Genomic DNA, 16,525 nt, shown 5'->3' with positions numbered 1-16,525 from the left:
CCAAGCCATGAGCTACCCCGACATCAACAGTCCCACCGACCCCGCCGCGATGACGGCGGTCGAACTGGCCTCCGCCTATACGGCGGGCGCATTGTCGCCGGTGGAAGCGACCGAGGCGATTCTGGCCGCCATCGCCGAGCGCGACGGCGCCCTCAACGCCTACTGCCTGGTCGATCCGGACCGAGCGCTGGTGCAGGCCAAGGAATCGGAGGGCCGCTGGCAGGCGGGCCATGCCCGCGGACTGCTCGACGGCGTGCCCATCTCCATCAAGGACGTCTTCCTCACCGAGGGCTGGCCGACCCGGCGCGGCTCCACCTGCATCGACGCGGCCGGTCCATGGCCGGTGGACAGTCCGGTGGCCGCCCGGGTACGTGAGGACGGGATGGTGCTGCTCGGTAAGACCACCACACCCGAAATCGCCTGGAAGGCGGTGACCGACAGCCCGCTCACCGGTATCACCCGCAATCCGATCGATCCTGCGCTCACCGCGGGCGGTTCGTCCGGTGGTAGTGCCGCGGCGGTGGCGGCAGGGATGGGCCCGGTCTCGGTGGGCACCGACGGCGGCGGCAGTATCCGCATCCCGGCGGCGTTCTGCGGCATCGTCGGATTCAAACCGACCCACGGGCGTATCCCGCTGTACCCGGCCAGCCCGTTCGGGCCGCTCGCCCACGCCGGTCCGATGGCGCGCACGGTGGAGGACATCGCGCTGCTGATGGACATCCTGTCACTGCCCGACCCCCGCGATCCCACCGCGCTCGCGCCGACACCGACCACCTTCCGCAGCCAGATCCAGCGTGACGTGCGCGGCATCACCGTGGCCTGGTCGCCGACGCTCGGATTCGCCGAGGTCGACCCGGAGGTGGCGGCGATCGTCGAGCGGGCGGTGCTGCGCCTCGGCGAGGCCCACTTGCGGGTGACGCCCGCCGATCCCGGCTTCGGTGATCCGCGCGCGGCCTTCGAGCTGCTGTGGGCGGTCGGGGCGGCGGCCATGCTCGCGGCGTTCCCGCCGGGCGCCCGCGAGCGGGTCGACCCCGGATTGCGGCAGGTGTGGGAGCGCGGTGAATCCGTCAGCGGTGTCGACTATCTCGCCGCACGTGAGGTCGCCGCGAGCATCGGCATCGCCATGGGACTGTTCCACACCGCCTACGACGTGTTGATCACCCCGACGATGCCGATAACCGCTTTCCCCGCGGGCCACGACGTGCCGCCCGGCAGCGGCCTGACCAGCTGGCCGCAGTGGACGCCGTTCACCTATCCGTTCAACCTCAGCCAGCAGCCCGCCATCAGCATCCCCGTGGGTACCACCTCCGCCGGTCTGCCGGTCGGCTTGCAGATCGTGGGGCCACGGCATTCCGATGATCTGGTGCTGGCCGTTGCCCGGTACGCCGAGCACGTACTCGGTTCCTGACTCGGGCGGTCACTTGTTCGGGGTGCCGATGTGGAAGGCGTGGCCCCGCCCCGCCGGCGGTGTCCGGCGGGGCGCATGCCTGGTCCTGATCGGTCGGCGCGGGCGGTGAGCTACCCGCTGTCCCGGTCGAACGCGAGGGTCTCGCCCTCGACCCCGTAGCGCCACAGATCGTTGCAGGCCGCGGCCATGTCGGTGAGACCGTCCTCGATGGTGGCGAAGACGCTGCCCGGTACCCAGCCGAGGTCGCCGTTGATCAGCAGATTGTTGCGCCCGTAGAAGATCGCCAGATCGGTGGCGCCCTGGCCGTGGTGGGCGGCGGAGCCGGGCTCGTAGCCGTAGGCGGGGTTGCCGATCTCCCACGGCTCGAAATCGAACAGACACACATCGCCCGGGATCGGGGTGACGGTCGGGTTCTCCCGATGCGGCGCCGCCGTGATGCGCGGTACCAGGGTGTAGACCTCGTTGCGGGCGTATTTGGCGTGGTAGGCATCGCCGGATTGCGGCAGTGCGTCCCAGACCGCCGCACAGGTGTGTGGGGCCTCGGCATCGAGGAGTCGAGCCCGGCAGGACACGCCTGCCTTGGTGAGGGTGATACGGAGGTAGCGGGCCATGGTCCTGCTTTCTGGTCGCGGCCGATACGTCAGGGCAGGCTCGGGTCGGGCAGGTCGGCGAGGACCTGCGACCAGATCGCCAGGGCCTGCTCGATCTGTGCTTCGCTGACCACCAGCGGCGGGATCATCCGTACGACGTTCATCTGCGCACCGCAGGTGAGCAGCAGCAGTCCCTTCTCGACCGCGAGCCGCTGGGCTTGCGTGGCGGTCTCCCGATCGGGTTCGCCTGCTGCCGTGGTGAATTCCGCGCCGACGAGCAGACCGAGGCCGCGCACGTCACCGATCGCCTTGCTCTCGCGGTCGCGCAGTCCGGCCAGCAGTTGGTCGCCGCGGACGGCGGCATTGTGCACCAGCCCCTCCGATTCGATGACCTCCAGCGTGGCGATGGCGGCCGCGCAGGCCACCGCATTGCCGCCGTAGGTGCCGCCCTGCGATCCCGGCCAGGCCTTGGCCATCAGCTCATGCGATGCCGCGATGCCCGAGAGCGGGAATCCGCTCGCCAGGCCCTTGGCGATGGTGATGACATCGGGCCGGACGTCGAAATGCTGGTGGCCGAAGAACTTTCCGGTCCGCCCGAACCCGGTCTGGATCTCGTCGAACACCAGCAGGATGCCGTGCTGGTCGGCGCGTTCGCGCAGCCCGCGGAAGAAGGTGCGGTTACCGGGGACGTAACCGCCCTCGCCGAGGACCGGCTCGACGATGAACGCCGCGGTCTCGGCCGGGGCGGTGAGCGTGGCCAGGATGTAGTCCAGTTCGCGCAATGCGAAGGCTGTGGCTTCTTCTTCGGTCCAGCCGTACCGGTAGGCCGTGGGGAACGGCGCCACGTGCACACCCGCCATCAGCGGGCTGAAACCGGCGGAGAAGCGGGTGCCCGAGGTCGTCATGGAGGCGGCGGCGACGGTGCGGCCGTGGAATCCGCCGTGGAAGACGATCACATTGGGTCGTCCGGTGGCCTGCCTGGCCAGCCGCAATGCCGCCTCCACCGCCTCACTGCCGGAGTTGGCGTAGAACAGCGAATCCAGTCCTTCCGGCAGTACCGTTGCGAGCCGCTCGGTGAGTTCGAGCAGGGGGCGGTGCATGACGGTCGTGTACTGGCCGTGGATGAGCCGGGCGATCTGCGCCTGCGCGGCCGCCACCACCCGCGGATGGCAGTGTCCGGTGCTGGTGACGCCGATACCGGCGGTGAAATCCAGATAGCGGCGGCCATCGCTGTCGTAGAGGTAGCAGCCCGTGCCGTGATCGACGATCACCGGTGTGGCTTGTTTGAGGATGGGCGATAACTCGGTCATGGTGCTCCGCCTCCCGGGCGTGCGGTGGTCCCGCTACCGATGATCGTCGGGTTGTAGGATTGTCGACAATATGCATAACATGGTGCCGGGGGTCGCAGCAATGGATTCGGCGGCCTCATCCGCGATGATTCACACCGCCCGAACAAGGGAGTTCGCGTCGATGCTCACCGAGATCAGCCCCGACCAGGCAGACCGATCGGCCCAGGCGCGGCGATCGGCCATCGCGTCCGTGCCGACCGGCCTGTTCATCGACGGCACGTGGCGTGATACGGCCGCGACCCTGCCCGTCGCGGACCCCGCCACCGACGAGATCCTCTGCACTGTCGCCGACGCCGCGGCCGCCGACGGTCTCGACGCGCTCTCCGCCGCCGCGGCCGCCCAGCCGGACTGGGCACGCACCCCGGCCCGCGAACGCGCCGACCTGCTCATGCGCGCCCACCACGCCCTGCTCGACGACACCGAGCGTCTCGCCCTCATCATGACCCTGGAAATGGGCAAACCCCTGGCCGAGGCGCGGGGCGAAATCGCTTATGCGGCAGAGTTCTTCCGCTGGTTTGCCGAGGAAGCCGTCCGCATCGAAGGCGGCTACCGGGCCGCGCCGCGCGGTGGCTCCCGGTTCCTGGTCACCCGCCAGCCGGTCGGCCCGAGCCTGCTCATCACACCGTGGAATTTCCCGATGGCCATGGGCACCCGCAAGATCGGACCCGCGCTGGCCGCCGGCTGCACCTGCGTGATCAAACCCGCCGCGCAGACTCCCTTGTCGACGCTGGCCCTCGCGGAGATATTGCGCCGGGCCGGGCTGCCCGACGGTGTGGTCAATGTCGTCACCACCTCCGACCCCGGTGCGGTGATGGAGCCGATGATCCGCGACGGCCGTTCGCGCAAACTGTCGTTCACCGGGTCGACGGCCGTCGGCAAGACACTGCTGGAGCAGTGCGCGCATACCGTCATGCGGACCTCGATGGAACTCGGCGGCAATGCCGCGTTCGTGGTGTTCGACGACGCCGATCTGGACGCGGCGGTCGAGGGTGCCATGGCCGCGAAGATGCGCAATATCGGCCAGGCCTGCACGGCCGCGAATCGTTTTCTGGTGCATCGCGATATCGCCACCGAATTCGCCGACCGGTTGGCCGCGCGCATGGCGGCCCTGCCGATGGGCCCCGGTACCGAACCCGGTGTGGTGGTGGGACCGCTGGTCGACGCCGCCGCGGTCGCGAAGGTCCAGACCCTGGTGGACGACGCCATCGCGCGCGGTGCGACCGTCCACACCGGCGGCGCGCCGATCGAGGGTCCTGGCAACTTCTACCCGGCGACCGTCCTGACCGGCGTCGGCGATGACGCGCTCCTGACCGGCACCGAGATCTTCGGTCCGGTCGCCGCGATCTCGGCCTTCGACACCGAAGACGAAGCCGTCGCCCGGGCGAACGACACCCCGTACGGGCTGGTCGGCTATGTGTTCACCGAAAGCCTGCGGCGTGGCCTGCGGGTGAGCGAGGCGCTGGACACCGGCATGGTCGGACTCAACCGCGGTGTGGTGTCGGATCCCGCGGCCCCATTCGGTGGCGTCAAGGAATCCGGGCTCGGTCGCGAGGGCGGTACCTGCGGAATCGACGAGTTCCTGGAAACCAAATACATCGGAGTCGACCTGTGACCTATCGGATCGCGACCATCCCCGGCGACGGCATCGGCGTCGACGTGACAGCCGAAGCGGTGAAGGTGGTCGATGCCGTCCTGCCCGGCGTCGGCTGGACCGAATTCGACTGGTCCTGTGAGCAATACCTGCGTACCGGCGCGATGATGCCCGCCGATGGAGTCGATCAGCTGGCCGACTTCGACGCCATTCTGCTCGGCGCGGTCGGATTCCCCGGTGTGCCCGACCATATTTCGCTGTGGGGGTTGCTGATTCCGCTGCGCCGTGCGTTCGGCCAGTACGTCAACCTGCGGCCGGTGCGACTGCTGCCGGGCACCACCTCCGCGCTGCGCGACCGGACCGCCGCCGACCTCGATCTGCTCATCGTGCGGGAGAACTCGGAGGGCGAGTACTCCGAGATCGGCGGTATGCACAATCGGGGCCGCCCGGAGGAGTTCGTACTCCAGGAATCGGTATTCACCCGGGTCGGCTGCGAACGCATCATCCGCTACGCCTTCGACCAGGCGCGAGCGCGGCGCGGCACGCTCTGCTCGGCCACCAAATCCAACGGGCTCATCCATTCGATGCCGTACTGGGACAGCATCGTCGAACAGATCGCGGCGGAGTATCCCGACGTATCGCTACGCCATATGCACGTCGACGCCCTGGCCGCGGAGATCGTGCTGCATCCGGACCGCCTCGACGTGATCGTCGGCTCGAATCTGTTCGGCGACATCCTCTCCGACCTCGCCGCCGCCGTCACCGGCGGCCTCGGCCTCGCACCCTCGGGGAACATCAATCCCGAACGCAGTGCGCCCTCGATGTTCGAAGCGGTACACGGCAGCGCGCCCGATATCGCCGGTCAGGGCATCGCCGACCCGGTCGCGCAGATCCTGGCAGCCGCCATGCTCGTCGACCACCTCGGCGAACACGCCGCCGCCACCGTGATCGAGGACGCGGTGGGCGACGTCCTCGGCGACGGCCGGATCCGCACCCCCGATCTCGACGGCACCGCCACCACGGCCGAACTCGGCACCGCGATCGCCCTGCGCGCGGCCGAACGGATGCGGGCCCCGGCCCCGACTGCCGGATCACGCTGACACCTGCGTGCCCTTCGATCCGGGGGCGCCCGGATCGGGCGGCGTGACCCGGAGCCGAGTCCGTGTTCGCCCCGAGCGCCATCCATGTGGCCGCGTCAGTGAGTTGGCTCGCGCAGCCGAGAAACCGATATCGCACGATCGGATTGCCGATTCCGGCGCTCCGCGCGGCGACGGCAGTAGGTCCGCCGCCGGCACGGCACTGCGCATCGGTGTGGCTCCCGAGTGCGCGGTTTCAGCCGCGCGTCAGATATCCGGCCAGCCGGGCGGCCTCGGCAGCCAGCCCCGGCGGGTTGGTGGCGATGAACATCGACTCGGCGGCGAGGTTGCCGAGCACCGACCACACCGGGCTCGGCCGCCCGGCCACGGTCAGCGCTGCGGTGCGGTGGTCGGTGCGGATACCACCGTGTGCGTCGAGTTCGGCGGCGCCGTCGGCGAACAGTGCGCCCACCAGGGATTCGGCATCCTGTGCCGTGGTGTACGCGGACGGGTTGACTGCGTTGACGACCAGATCGGCAGACCATTCGGTGCTGTCGTGCACGGTGAACCCGCCGCCGGGCCGCGCCGTCACCTTCGTCACGCCGGAACGTAGCATCACCTGGCCGGAGTCCAGCAGCCCCAGCATGATTCGCGCGTTCATCGGGACCATCGGCGAATTGAGTCCGGCAATGGTTCGGAAGTATTTGGTACGCAACATTATCCGTCCCGGTTCCGCGAGCCGGGGCCACACGATCGGGCCGATGGTGCGGATCGCCATGGTCAGCAACCGACGACCCCGATATGGGTGAGTCGACCTGCGTCAGCTGTCGGCGCAGCCGCGCGAGCGGGTCTTCGTGTCCGGCGTCGAGGATCTCGGCGGCGAATGAGTCGAAATCCTGTCCCAGATCGGCGAGTTCGGCCCGCATGAGCGCAACGAGCGTCTCGAAGGTGATCGTGCCGTCCGGACTCGATACCCGCGCCGGGGTGAGATGTGCGGGGGTGAGCGGCATCGGACGCTGCTGGACGTCGGGCAGTGCTCCGCTGCGCGAGACCAGGCTGATCGGGCCGGTGTGCCCGCGCGCAGCCAGAGTGACGGCGATATCGATGGCGGTGAGTCCGCTGCCGAGCACCGCGATATGCGCATCGGTGGCAACCTCGGCCAGGGTCGCCGTCAACGGGTACGGCTCGCCGGTATAGCCGGGAGCGTCGGTCAGTCCGTAATGATCACGTGGACGCCCACTCCCGACACACAGCACGGCTTTGTCGACCGGATGGCGGCTTCCGTCCGCGGTATGCAGGACGGTCCCGGACTCGTCGCTGAATCCGATGACGTGCTCGTTCACCACACTCACCCGGCTACCGTGGGCGCGCAATCTAGCGAGCGCGGCCTGCGCTGTCTGCTCGGGGTATTCGCCGTACACGCCACGCGGAACCACCGTGACGCCGAGCGCATCGTCGCGGAACCGCGCGTTCTCGGGGTCGCGGTCGTGCAGCCAGCGTTCGTAGTGCGCTCGATTGCGCGCCACCACCGGTCACCGGCCTACCCTCAGCCCGCTGTACCGGAACTTCATGCGCCCCCGCGGATTCACCGACGAACTCCGCGCGGTCCTGCGCGTCGACGGTCAGCCGTGGGGTCGGCTGAGCCTGTTCCGGGAGCGCGGACGGGCATCGTTCGATGGTGGCGACATCGCGTTCCTGCATTCGCTGTCCACCCCGATGGCGCGCCGCTTGCGCGGCTGTGCCCAACCGGTCGAACTACCCGGCACCGACCTTGCCGACTCCCCGGGGATGCTGATCTTCGACGCCGATGGGGCCCTGTTGTCGATCAACGATGAGACACGGTATCTACTGGCCGAGATGCCGCCCGGTCCGGTGATGACCACCTCGGGCATCGACCTGCCACTGCCCACTCATCGCCCGCGATACCGTGCGCGATCTGGACCAGGCCGCGAGCTGACCACGCCGAGCGCTCAGATCCCGGTCATCCAGATGGCCTCCGCGGCCGGTGTCCCCAGGTCGACCGGCTGATCGTCGGCGCCGACCCTGATCGCGACGGTGCCCGCGAAATCGCGGCGTTCCACCACGGTGATCGGGGTGTCGAGGGCGATGCCCACCTCGTCGAAATAGCGCAGCATGGCCGGATCGGAATCGGAGATCCGCGCCACCCGGCCGGACTCACCGTCGCCGAAATCGCTGAGCTGCCGCGCCGGGGGAGTGGGGACGGCGCCGTCGGCCGAAGGGATCGGATCACCGTGGGGATCGCGGTCGGGATAACCGAGCTTCGCGTCGATTCGCGCCATCAGCAGATCCGAGACCGCATGCTCGAGCACCTCGGCCTCGTCGTGCACCTCGTCCCAGCCGTACCCGAGTTCGTTCACCAGGAACGTCTCGATCAACCGGTGCCTGCGCACCATCGCGACAGCGGCCGACCGGCCGTGCTCGGTGAGCGTGATCGCCCCGTAGCGGGCATGTTCGACCAGGCCCTGATCGGCCAGTTTTCGCACCGCCTCGGACACCGTCGACGCCGACACCCCGATCCGCTCGGCGAGCAGCTTCGTCGACACCTTCTCCTGCGACCACTCCTGCGCGGTCCAGATGACCTTCAGATAGTCCTGTGCCACCGACGAGAGCACCGGTGCGATCGTGGTCGCAGCGACGCCGCTCGCATCGGGGTTGCCGGTGACGGCGTCGGCCAGTTCCCGTCGGGTGGCGATATCTCGTTTACCGGGCACATCTGCGAGCTTAGGCATAGGACGACCGATACACACATCACGCCATGCGGGCGAAACCCGCCATTCGCCGGGGCCTCACCGGGGCGCCACCGGGCCGGTGCGATGCGCATGCCGGAATACTGTTCGGCACCTGATTTGCGTAGGCTGCGGACTGTGCAGAGATGGCGAAGTCTCGACGAAGTACCCGCGGACTGGGGCCGGTGCGTGCTCACGATCGGCGTGTTCGACGGTGTCCACCGTGGGCACGCGCAGCTGATCAGTCGTGCCGTCAAGTCCGCTGCCGCACGCGGGGTTCCGGCGGTGCTGATGACCTTCGATCCGCATCCGATGGAAGTGGTCCGGCCCGGCTCGCATCCCGCGCAGCTGACCACGCTCACCCGCCGCGCCGAACTCGCCGAGGAACTCGGCGTCGACGTCTTCTGCGTCATGCCGTTCACCCACGAATTCATGAAGCTCACTCCTGGCCGGTACGTGCACGATCTGCTGGTCGAACGCCTGCACGTGGCCGAGGTCGTGGTCGGCGACAATTTCACCTTCGGTAAGAAGGCCGCCGGCACCGTGGCGACCATGCGCGAACTCGGCCACCGCTTCGGGTTCGAGGTCGACGGGGTGACGCTGCTCGGCGAGCACGCCGTCACCTTCTCCTCCACCTACATCCGGGCCTGCGTCGACGCGGGCGATATGGCCGCCGCCGCCGAAGCGCTCGGCCGCCCGCACCGGGTCGAAGGCGTGGTGGTGCACGGCGACGGCCGCGGTCGTGAACTCGGGTTCCCCACCGCCAATGTCGCACCGCCCATGCACGCCGCCATCCCCGCCGACGGTGTGTACGCGGGTTGGTTCACCGTGCTCGGCCCCGGCCCCACCATCGGCACCGTCACCCCCGGTGAACGCGCCATGGCGGCCATCTCCGTCGGCACCAACCCCACCTTCTCCGGGCGCGCCCGCACGGTCGAGGCTTATGTGCTCGACGGTGAGGCCGACCTCTACGGCCAGCATGTGGCGGTCGATTTCGTCGAGCATCTGCGCGGTATGCAGAAGTTCGACTCGCTCGACGAGCTGATCGCCGCCATGGGCCGCGACGTCGCCGGGGCCCGCACAGTCCTCGGCGCCGCGGGCTCCTGAGCACCCCGAACCCCGCGATTCGGTCCGGCACGTCCGGTCCGGTAGGGTGGATCCTCGGGTTTGCTGCGGTCCGCGGCGGCGGCCCAGCCGGTTCGCCGGATCCTCGAGCGCGGAACTGAGAAACAGGAGTGGATGCCCCATGGCGTTGACCACCGAGCAGAAGAAGACGATTCTCGCCGAGTACGGCCTGCACGAGACCGACACCGGATCGCCGGAGGCGCAGATCGCGCTGCTGTCCAAGCGCATCGCCGACATCACCGAGCACCTCAAGAAGCACAAGCACGACCACCACACCCGCCACGGCCTGATGGCGCTGATCGGTCGTCGCAAGCGTCTGTCGAAGTACCTGGCCGACAAGGACATCGCGCGCTACCGCACCCTGATCGAGCGTCTGGGTTTGCGTCGCTGATCTTCACGTCCTCGGCCCTGCCACCGCTGCGACACGCGGTTTCGGCAAGGCAGTAGACGGCCCGGCCAACGGGGAGCTTACAATCTCCCCGTTGGCTTTTTCGTGTCCGGGGGAGAGAAATCACCCCTGCACGACAACACAGCCGTATGCACCCGTCCCCGTGGCGTCGGTCTTCGGTAGTGGCCTTTCGGCCGGTGAACGAACCGCCGGAGGGCTTCGATCGATGACCGCCTCCGCGTCGCCGTATCCAAGGGGATACCGGCCGGGTGTGCGCGCCGCAGCCAGGAGGGCTGCCGCGTGCCCTGCCAGGTACGGCTGACACAGCCGGATCGCGCCGATGGGCGCCGGGTCCGGCGAGACGAGAGGTTGAGAGAAGAGAAATGTCCGAAACCACCGAACGCGCGAACACCTCGGCCATCGAGGTCGAGCCCGGAGTCTTCGAATCCGTCGCGCTGATCGACAACGGGAGCTACGGCACCCGCACCATCCGCTTCGAGACCGGCCGCCTTGCCCGTCAGGCCGCCGGTTCGGTCGTCGCCTACCTCGACGACGAGACCATGCTGCTGTCGGCCACCACCGCCGGTAAGCACCCCAAGGATCAGTTCGACTTCTTCCCGCTGACGGTCGACGTCGAGGAGCGGATGTACGCCGCGGGCCGCATCCCCGGCTCGTTCTTCCGCCGTGAGGGCCGCCCCTCCACCGATGCGATCCTCACCTGCCGCCTGATCGACCGGCCGCTGCGCCCGTCGTTCGTCGACGGTCTGCGCAACGAGATCCAGGTCGTGGTCACGGTGATGAGCCTGGACCCGAAGGATCTCTACGACGTCGTCGCGATCAACGCGGCTTCGGCGTCCACCCAGATCGCCGGCCTGCCGTTCTCCGGCCCGGTCGGTGGCGTGCGGGTGGCCCTGATCGACGGCCAGTGGGTCGCGTTCCCGACCGTCGAGCAGCTCGAGGGCGCCGTGTTCGACATGGTCGTCGCGGGCCGCGTGGTCGACTCCGGTGACGTCGCCATCATGATGGTCGAGGCCGAGGCCACCGACAAGGTCATCGAGCTGGTCGAGGGCGGCGCGCAGGCGCCGACCGAGGCCATCGTCGCCGAGGGCCTCGAGGCCGCCAAGCCGTTCATCGCCCGCCTGTGCCGTGCGCAGGCCGATCTCGCCGAGCTGGCCGCCAAGCCGACCGGTGAGTTCCCGCTGTTCCCGCCGTATGAGGCCGATGTGTTCGAGGCCGTGGAGGGCACCGCCAAGCGTGAGCTGAACGAGGCCCTGAGCATCGCCGACAAGCAGGAGCGCGAAGCGAAGATCGACGAGATCAAGCTCGAGGTGCTCTCGCGTCTCGGCGAGGATTTCGTCGGCCGCGAGAAGGAGCTGGGCGCGGCGTTCCGCTCGGTCACCAAGAAGCTGGTGCGTCAGCGCATCCTCACCGACGGCTTCCGCATCGACGGTCGCGGCCTCGCCGATATCCGTGCGCTGTCCGCCGAGGTCGCCGTGGTGCCGCGGGCGCACGGTTCGGCGCTGTTCGAGCGTGGCGAGACCCAGATCCTCGGTGTCACCACCCTCGATATGGTCAAGATGGCGCAGCAGGTCGACTCGCTGGGCCCCGAGACCAGCAAGCGCTACATGCACCACTACAACTTCCCGCCGTTCTCCACCGGTGAGACCGGCCGCGTCGGCTCGCCCAAGCGGCGTGAGATCGGCCACGGCGCCCTCGCCGAGCGTGCCCTGATGCCGGTGCTGCCCACGCAGGAAGAGTTCCCCTACGCCATCCGTCAGGTGTCGGAGGCGCTCAGCTCCAACGGCTCCACCTCGATGGGCTCGGTGTGTGCCTCCACCCTGTCGCTGCTGAACGCCGGTGTGCCGCTCAAGGCGCCGGTCGCCGGTATCGCCATGGGCCTGGTGTCGGACACCGTCACCAACGACAAGGGTGAGGACGAGGTCCGCTACGTCGCGCTGACCGACATCCTCGGTGCCGAAGACGCCTTCGGTGATATGGACTTCAAGGTCGCCGGAACCCGCGATTTCGTCACCGCGTTGCAGCTGGACACCAAGCTCGACGGCATCCCCTCCAAGGTGCTCGCCGGTGCGCTGAGCCAGGCGCACGACGCCCGCAACACCATCCTGGATGTGATGGCCGAGGCCATCGCCACCCCGGACGAGATGAGCCCGTACGCCCCGCGGGTCACCGCGATCAAGATCCCGGTCGACAAGATCGGCGAGGTGATCGGACCCAAGGGCAAGGTGATCAACCAGATCACCGAGGAGACCGGCGCCAATATCTCCATCGAGGACGACGGCACCGTGTTCGTCGGCGCGACCGACGGCCCGTCGGCGCAGGCCGCGATCGACCAGATCAACGCCATCGCCAACCCGCAGCTGCCCAAGGTGGGCGAGCGCTTCCTCGGCACGGTCGTCAAGACCACCGCCTTCGGCGCGTTCGTCTCGCTGCTCCCGGGCCGCGACGGGCTGGTGCACATCTCCAAGCTGGGCAACGGCAAGCGCGTGGCCAAGGTCGAAGACGTGGTCAACGTCGGTGACAAGCTGCGCGTCGAGATCGCCGATATCGACAACCGCGGCAAGATCTCGCTGATCCCGGTCGACGAGAACGCCGACGAGCCCGCCGCCGATGCGGACGCGCCCGCGGGCGAGTAGTACTTGACGGTGTGACGAAGCAGAACTCGGCAACCCCCTTGCCCCGCAACGGGCAGGGGGGTTTGTCGCTCGATTGGCGGGTGAGCAAAACGGAGACGGCGACCGAGACCGGGGTGCGGCGCACGGTACTACCCGGTGGTTTGCGGGTGGTGACCGAGCATCTGCCCGGTGTGCGTTCGGCATCGATCGGGGTGTGGGTCGGGGTCGGTTCCCGCGATGAAGGGCCGACCGTCGCGGGAGCCGCGCACTTCCTCGAACATCTGCTGTTCAAGGCCACCCCCACCCGTTCGGCGCTCGATATCGCCGAGGCGATGGACGCGGTCGGCGGTGAGCTGAACGCGTTCACCGCCAAGGAACAGACCTGCTATTACGCCCACGTCCTGGACGAAGATCTGCCGTTGGCGGTGGAACTGGTCTCGGATGTGGTGCTCAACGGGCTGTGCCGGTCGGTCGATGTTGATGTCGAACGTCAGGTGGTGCTCGAAGAGATCGCCATGCGCGATGACGACCCGGAGGATCTGGTCGGCGACGCGTTCCTCACCGCGTTGTTCGGCGACCACCCGATCGGGCGGCCGGTGATCGGCTCGGTCGAGTCGATCGAAGGCATGCGCGCCGCCCAGCTGCGCTCCTTCCATCAGCGGCGCTACCGCCCGGACCGGATGGTCGTTGCGGTGGCGGGCAATGTGGAGCACGAGCACACCGTGGATCTGGTGCATCGCGCGTTCGCCGACCGCCTCGATCCGTCGGCGGCGCCCGTGCCGCGCCGCGAGGGACAGTTCCGGCTGCGGAGCGCGCCACAACTGCACTGGAGCCATCGCGACAGCGAACAAGCGCATCTGGTGTTCGGCGTGCGCGCCTTCGGCAGGCATGAGGGTGAGCGTCGCTGGCCGCTGTCGGTACTCAACACCGTCGTCGGCGGTGGGCTGAGTTCCCGGCTGTTCCAACGCATCCGGGAAGAACGCGGCCTGGCGTACTCGGTGTATTCGAGCGTCGACACCTTCGCCGACACCGGAGCGTTCTCGGTGTACCTCGGCTGCCAACCGGAGAACCTCGCCGAGGTCGCCACACTGGCGCGCGGCGTCCTGGAAGAGGTCGCCGCGAATGGGATCACCGATGCCGAATGCGCCCGCGCCAAGGGTTCACTGCGCGGCGGACTGGTCCTCGGGCTCGAGGATTCCGCCTCGCGGATGAACCGCATCGGTCGCAGCGAACTCAGCTACGGCAACCACCGCAGCGTGTCGGAGACCCTGGCGCGGATCGACGCCGTCACCACCGAGGAGGTCAGCGATATCGCGCGCACCCTGCTGGCCAGGCCGTTCGCGGCCTCGGTGGCGGGACCGTACCGGCGCACGCGTGATCTGCCCGCCGCAGTGCGCAGGCTCGTCGACGAATGACGTGGTCGATCGGCGAGAGCTGATTTCGGCAGGCGAGGCCCGGACCCGGCGTCAGTCGGACTTGGCGCGATTTGCCGCGTCGACGACCGATGCGAGCAAACCGGGCAGGGCTTGGTCGAGGGCATCGGTGCGTAGCCGCTGGCAGGTCTGGCCGTCGATGACGAGGCGCTCGATGACCCCGGCCTCGCGCAGGATCTTGAAATGGTGGGTGGCGGTCGACTTGTTGATCACGTCGTAGAGCGCACCGCAGCGCACCGCGGTGCCCGCATTGCTGAGCCTGCGCACCATCTCCAGACGCACGGGGTCCTGGAGTGCGCCGAGCACCACGGGCAGCGCGGCCACGGGATGCACCTCGGTGCCGGTGACCGCTGTGGCGTCCGTCATGATCTACCTCACTCGGGGGTTTGATGATCGTCGTACCGTGCATTAGGGTCGATCCGGTTCGATCATTATCAAACTTACCTGATCGGGGTTTCGATGGCAGCGACAACGGCAGTGCCCGTGCAGGAGCGGGCCTCGCAGTCGTGGGCGTATGCGCTGGTGCTGGCCGCCAGCGGTGTCGCGCTCGGGGTGTCGGGAGTGCCCGCACCGCTGTATGGCATCTACGAGCGGGAATGGCATCTGTCGCCGCTCACCACCACCATCGTGTTCGCCGTGTACGCGATCGCGGCGCTGGGCGCGGTACTGGTCTCGGGCCGGATCTCCGATGTGGTGGGACGCAAGCCGGTGCTGCTCGGCGCGTTCGCCACCATGATCGCCGGACTGATCGTGTTCGTGCTGGCCGATACGGTGCCGATGCTGTTGCTGGCGCGTGCGCTGCACGGACTGGCGGTGGGCGCGACGGTGGTCGCGGGCGCGGCGGCGCTGCTGGATCTGCGTCCGCATCGTGGCGCCCGGTCCGGTCAGCTCACCGGTGTCGCCTTCAATGTCGGTATGGCGGTGGCGATTCTGGGTTCGGCGCTGCTGGCGCAGTACGCACCGAATCCGTTGCGCACACCGTATGTGGTGATCAGCGTGATCTGCTTGATCATCGGCATCGGCGTGCTCGCCCTGCGGGAACCGCATGCCGCACGCGTCGCCGGACGCATCCGGATCGCCAAGCCCGCGGTGCCGCAGGAGATTCGCGGCGACTTCTGGTTCTCCGCGATCGGTGTCATGGCGGCCTGGTCGGTGCTGGGTGTGCTGCTGTCGCTGTATCCGTCGCTGGCCGCGGAGAAGACCGGTATCCACAACCTGGTGTTCGGTGGTGTGGTGGTTGCCTCGACCGCGCTGTCGGCGGCGTTGGCACAGTTGTTCGCCACCGGGGTGCCCGCGCGTTCGGCCGCGATCATCGGCGATATCGGGATGGCGATCGCGTTACTGCTGACCGTGCCCGCGCTCGGCACGCACAACTGGGTCGCCGTCATCGGTATCGGTCTTGCGCTCGGCGCCACCTTCGGTCTCGGATTCGGTGGCTCACTGCGGCATCTGTCTAATGTCGTGCCGCAGCACAAGCGCGGCGAGACGATGTCGGCGTACTACCTGCTGGCCTACTCCGCCATGGCGCTGCCCACCGTGGTGGCGGGCTGGGCCGCGACGACCTGGGGGCTGACCACGGTGTTCCCGTGGTTCGTCGGCGCGGTGGCAGTGGCCTGCCTGGTCGCGGCCGGGCTCGGTATCCGGCGTGGGCGCGCCGAGCAGGCGGCGACCGCCTGAGCGGATCAGTCCGCGACGCCGGTTTCGTGGACCGTGAGCCATTGCCAGTGCGGCTCGGTCTCGGCGGTCACCAGAACGGCCGTCACCCGACGATGCGTGGTAGCTCCGGCGTGGGGGGGGGGTTACACGATAAACCACACCCCCCCAAACCGGTTGAACGTGACGTTATAGAAGTATGGTTGTTTGTGACCCACCAACCAATTGGCCGATGGGGGCACTCGAGATCCGGAATGTCAGGTCCGAGGTCGGATGCCCGGAATGTGGGATCCCATGAGTCGAATCCGTCTGCCGAGTGACCCAGGCCACAGCATTCTGTGCGGGCGGTAGCGGCCGTAACTTCGATACACACCGTAAGCCACGTCACAGGTAGGACCGGGTGATGGCCGCCGACGCCGGCGACGCAGCCATCGCCGACCTGCCCGGCCGGGTCGGACCCTCCCGCACCGACCGGGTGCCGCTGGTCGGCGCGCACGGGTATGCCGAGTGGTCGTTGTCGCGTTCCCGGCTG

15 protein-coding genes and 1 pseudogene are annotated in these 16,525 nt (G+C 68.5%); 10 read left to right on the top strand and 6 right to left on the bottom strand.

All coding sequences use genetic code 11. The annotated features are described in order from the left end of the window. Window positions 1–22 precede the first annotated feature (22 nt). Window positions 23–1,408: an amidase gene (locus tag QH168_RS00960; RefSeq protein ID WP_280232468.1), complete on the top strand. Its 1,386-nt coding sequence runs from the start codon at window positions 23–25 to the stop codon at window positions 1,406–1,408. 110 nt (window positions 1,409–1,518) lie between these two features. Here QH168_RS00960 and QH168_RS00955 read toward each other — a convergent pair whose 3' ends face one another. Together QH168_RS00955 and QH168_RS00950 are read right to left on the bottom strand one after the other, a co-directional pair. Beyond that, window positions 1,519–2,019, bottom strand: coding sequence for a DUF3830 family protein (locus QH168_RS00955; protein ID WP_280232435.1), 501 nt, complete (start codon window positions 2,017–2,019; stop codon window positions 1,519–1,521). 29 nt (window positions 2,020–2,048) lie between these two features. Then, complete coding sequence (locus QH168_RS00950) at window positions 2,049–3,308, bottom strand: aspartate aminotransferase family protein (RefSeq protein ID WP_280232434.1); 1,260 nt, start codon at window positions 3,306–3,308, stop codon at window positions 2,049–2,051. Between the two features lie 160 nt (window positions 3,309–3,468). Here QH168_RS00950 and QH168_RS00945 point away from each other — a divergent pair, with 160 nt between their 5' ends. Then, entirely contained in the window at window positions 3,469–4,959 is a 1,491-nt protein-coding gene (locus tag QH168_RS00945; protein WP_280232433.1) for an NAD-dependent succinate-semialdehyde dehydrogenase, read from the top strand. After that, on the top strand, window positions 4,956–6,038 hold the full coding sequence (locus QH168_RS00940; RefSeq protein WP_280232432.1) for a tartrate dehydrogenase: 1,083 nt from the start codon (window positions 4,956–4,958) through the stop codon (window positions 6,036–6,038). The genes QH168_RS00945 and QH168_RS00940 overlap by 4 nt, the downstream gene beginning before the upstream one ends. A gap of 232 nt (window positions 6,039–6,270) precedes the next feature. On the opposite strand, the gene QH168_RS00935 is transcribed toward QH168_RS00940, so the two are convergent. Next, a complete protein-coding gene (locus QH168_RS00935) occupies window positions 6,271–6,792 on the bottom strand; it encodes a hypothetical protein (protein WP_280232431.1) in 522 nt (173 codons plus the stop codon). Window positions 6,793–6,938: 146 nt separating this feature from the next. On the opposite strand from QH168_RS00935, the gene QH168_RS00930 reads away from it, so the two are divergent. Then, on the top strand, window positions 6,939–7,211 hold the full coding sequence (locus QH168_RS00930; protein ID WP_280232430.1) for a hypothetical protein: 273 nt from the start codon (window positions 6,939–6,941) through the stop codon (window positions 7,209–7,211). Window positions 7,212–7,312: 101 nt separating this feature from the next. Here the strand turns inward: QH168_RS00930 and QH168_RS27645 are convergent. Next, window positions 7,313–7,540: pseudogene (locus QH168_RS27645) on the bottom strand (FAD/NAD(P)-binding protein); the annotation flags it as partial. 43 nt (window positions 7,541–7,583) lie between these two features. On the opposite strand from QH168_RS27645, the gene QH168_RS00925 reads away from it, so the two are divergent. Next, window positions 7,584–8,042: a hypothetical protein gene (locus QH168_RS00925; protein WP_280232429.1), complete on the top strand. Its 459-nt coding sequence runs from the start codon at window positions 7,584–7,586 to the stop codon at window positions 8,040–8,042. On the opposite strand, the gene QH168_RS00920 is transcribed toward QH168_RS00925, so the two are convergent. Next, window positions 7,985–8,764 (bottom strand): metal-dependent transcriptional regulator, encoded by a 780-nt coding sequence (locus tag QH168_RS00920; protein ID WP_280232428.1) that lies wholly within the window; start codon window positions 8,762–8,764, stop codon window positions 7,985–7,987. The two genes, QH168_RS00925 and QH168_RS00920, sit on opposite strands and share 58 nt — an antisense overlap. Before the next feature lie 135 nt (window positions 8,765–8,899). On the opposite strand from QH168_RS00920, the gene QH168_RS00915 reads away from it, so the two are divergent. The 4 genes from QH168_RS00915 to QH168_RS00900 all read left to right on the top strand — a co-directional run bounded on the left by QH168_RS00915 (window position 8,900) and on the right by QH168_RS00900 (window position 14,322). Continuing rightward, window positions 8,900–9,868 (top strand): bifunctional riboflavin kinase/FAD synthetase, encoded by a 969-nt coding sequence (locus tag QH168_RS00915; protein WP_280232427.1) that lies wholly within the window; start codon window positions 8,900–8,902, stop codon window positions 9,866–9,868. A 139-nt stretch (window positions 9,869–10,007) separates the two neighbouring features. Further along, a complete protein-coding gene (gene rpsO / locus QH168_RS00910; RefSeq protein ID WP_280232426.1) occupies window positions 10,008–10,277 on the top strand; it encodes a 30S ribosomal protein S15 in 270 nt (89 codons plus the stop codon). Window positions 10,278–10,657: 380 nt separating this feature from the next. Continuing rightward, window positions 10,658–12,928, top strand: coding sequence for a polyribonucleotide nucleotidyltransferase (locus QH168_RS00905; RefSeq protein WP_280232425.1), 2,271 nt, complete (start codon window positions 10,658–10,660; stop codon window positions 12,926–12,928). A gap of 80 nt (window positions 12,929–13,008) precedes the next feature. After that, complete coding sequence (locus QH168_RS00900) at window positions 13,009–14,322, top strand: M16 family metallopeptidase (RefSeq protein ID WP_280232424.1); 1,314 nt, start codon at window positions 13,009–13,011, stop codon at window positions 14,320–14,322. Window positions 14,323–14,373: 51 nt separating this feature from the next. Here the strand turns inward: QH168_RS00900 and QH168_RS00895 are convergent, their stop codons facing one another. Beyond that, window positions 14,374–14,706, bottom strand: coding sequence for an ArsR/SmtB family transcription factor (locus tag QH168_RS00895; RefSeq protein WP_280232423.1), 333 nt, complete (start codon window positions 14,704–14,706; stop codon window positions 14,374–14,376). Window positions 14,707–14,799: 93 nt separating this feature from the next. On the opposite strand from QH168_RS00895, the gene QH168_RS00890 reads away from it, so the two are divergent. Continuing rightward, complete coding sequence (locus tag QH168_RS00890; RefSeq protein WP_280232422.1) at window positions 14,800–16,017, top strand: MFS transporter; 1,218 nt, start codon at window positions 14,800–14,802, stop codon at window positions 16,015–16,017. The last annotated feature ends 508 nt before the right edge of the window (window positions 16,018–16,525 follow it).

It is taken from the genome of Nocardia cyriacigeorgica (assembly GCF_029868385.1).
Classification (GTDB): Bacteria; Actinomycetota; Actinomycetes; order Mycobacteriales; family Mycobacteriaceae; genus Nocardia; species Nocardia cyriacigeorgica_F.
Note: the sequence above shows the minus strand (reverse complement) of the source record. Positions and strands in the feature narration are given on the sequence as shown.

Bases quoted from the DNA above. Each gene is read 5' to 3' on its own strand.
- QH168_RS00955 (WP_280232435.1), bottom strand. From the start codon at position 2,019: ATGGCCCGCTACCTCCGTATCACCCTCACCAAGGCAGGCGTGTCCTGC.
- QH168_RS00950 (WP_280232434.1), bottom strand. From the start codon at position 3,308: ATGACCGAGTTATCGCCCATCCTCAAACAAGCCACACCGGTGATCGTC.
- QH168_RS00945 (WP_280232433.1), top strand. From the start codon at position 3,469: ATGCTCACCGAGATCAGCCCCGACCAGGCAGACCGATCGGCCCAGGCG.
- QH168_RS00935 (WP_280232431.1), bottom strand. From the start codon at position 6,792: ATGGCGATCCGCACCATCGGCCCGATCGTGTGGCCCCGGCTCGCGGAA.
- QH168_RS00930 (WP_280232430.1), top strand. From the start codon at position 6,939: ATGAGCGCAACGAGCGTCTCGAAGGTGATCGTGCCGTCCGGACTCGAT.
- QH168_RS00925 (WP_280232429.1), top strand. From the start codon at position 7,584: ATGCGCCCCCGCGGATTCACCGACGAACTCCGCGCGGTCCTGCGCGTC.
- QH168_RS00920 (WP_280232428.1), bottom strand. From the start codon at position 8,764: ATGCCTAAGCTCGCAGATGTGCCCGGTAAACGAGATATCGCCACCCGA.
- rpsO (WP_280232426.1), top strand. From the start codon at position 10,008: ATGGCGTTGACCACCGAGCAGAAGAAGACGATTCTCGCCGAGTACGGC.
- QH168_RS00905 (WP_280232425.1), top strand. From the start codon at position 10,658: ATGTCCGAAACCACCGAACGCGCGAACACCTCGGCCATCGAGGTCGAG.
- QH168_RS00895 (WP_280232423.1), bottom strand. From the start codon at position 14,706: ATGACGGACGCCACAGCGGTCACCGGCACCGAGGTGCATCCCGTGGCC.
- QH168_RS00890 (WP_280232422.1), top strand. From the start codon at position 14,800: ATGGCAGCGACAACGGCAGTGCCCGTGCAGGAGCGGGCCTCGCAGTCG.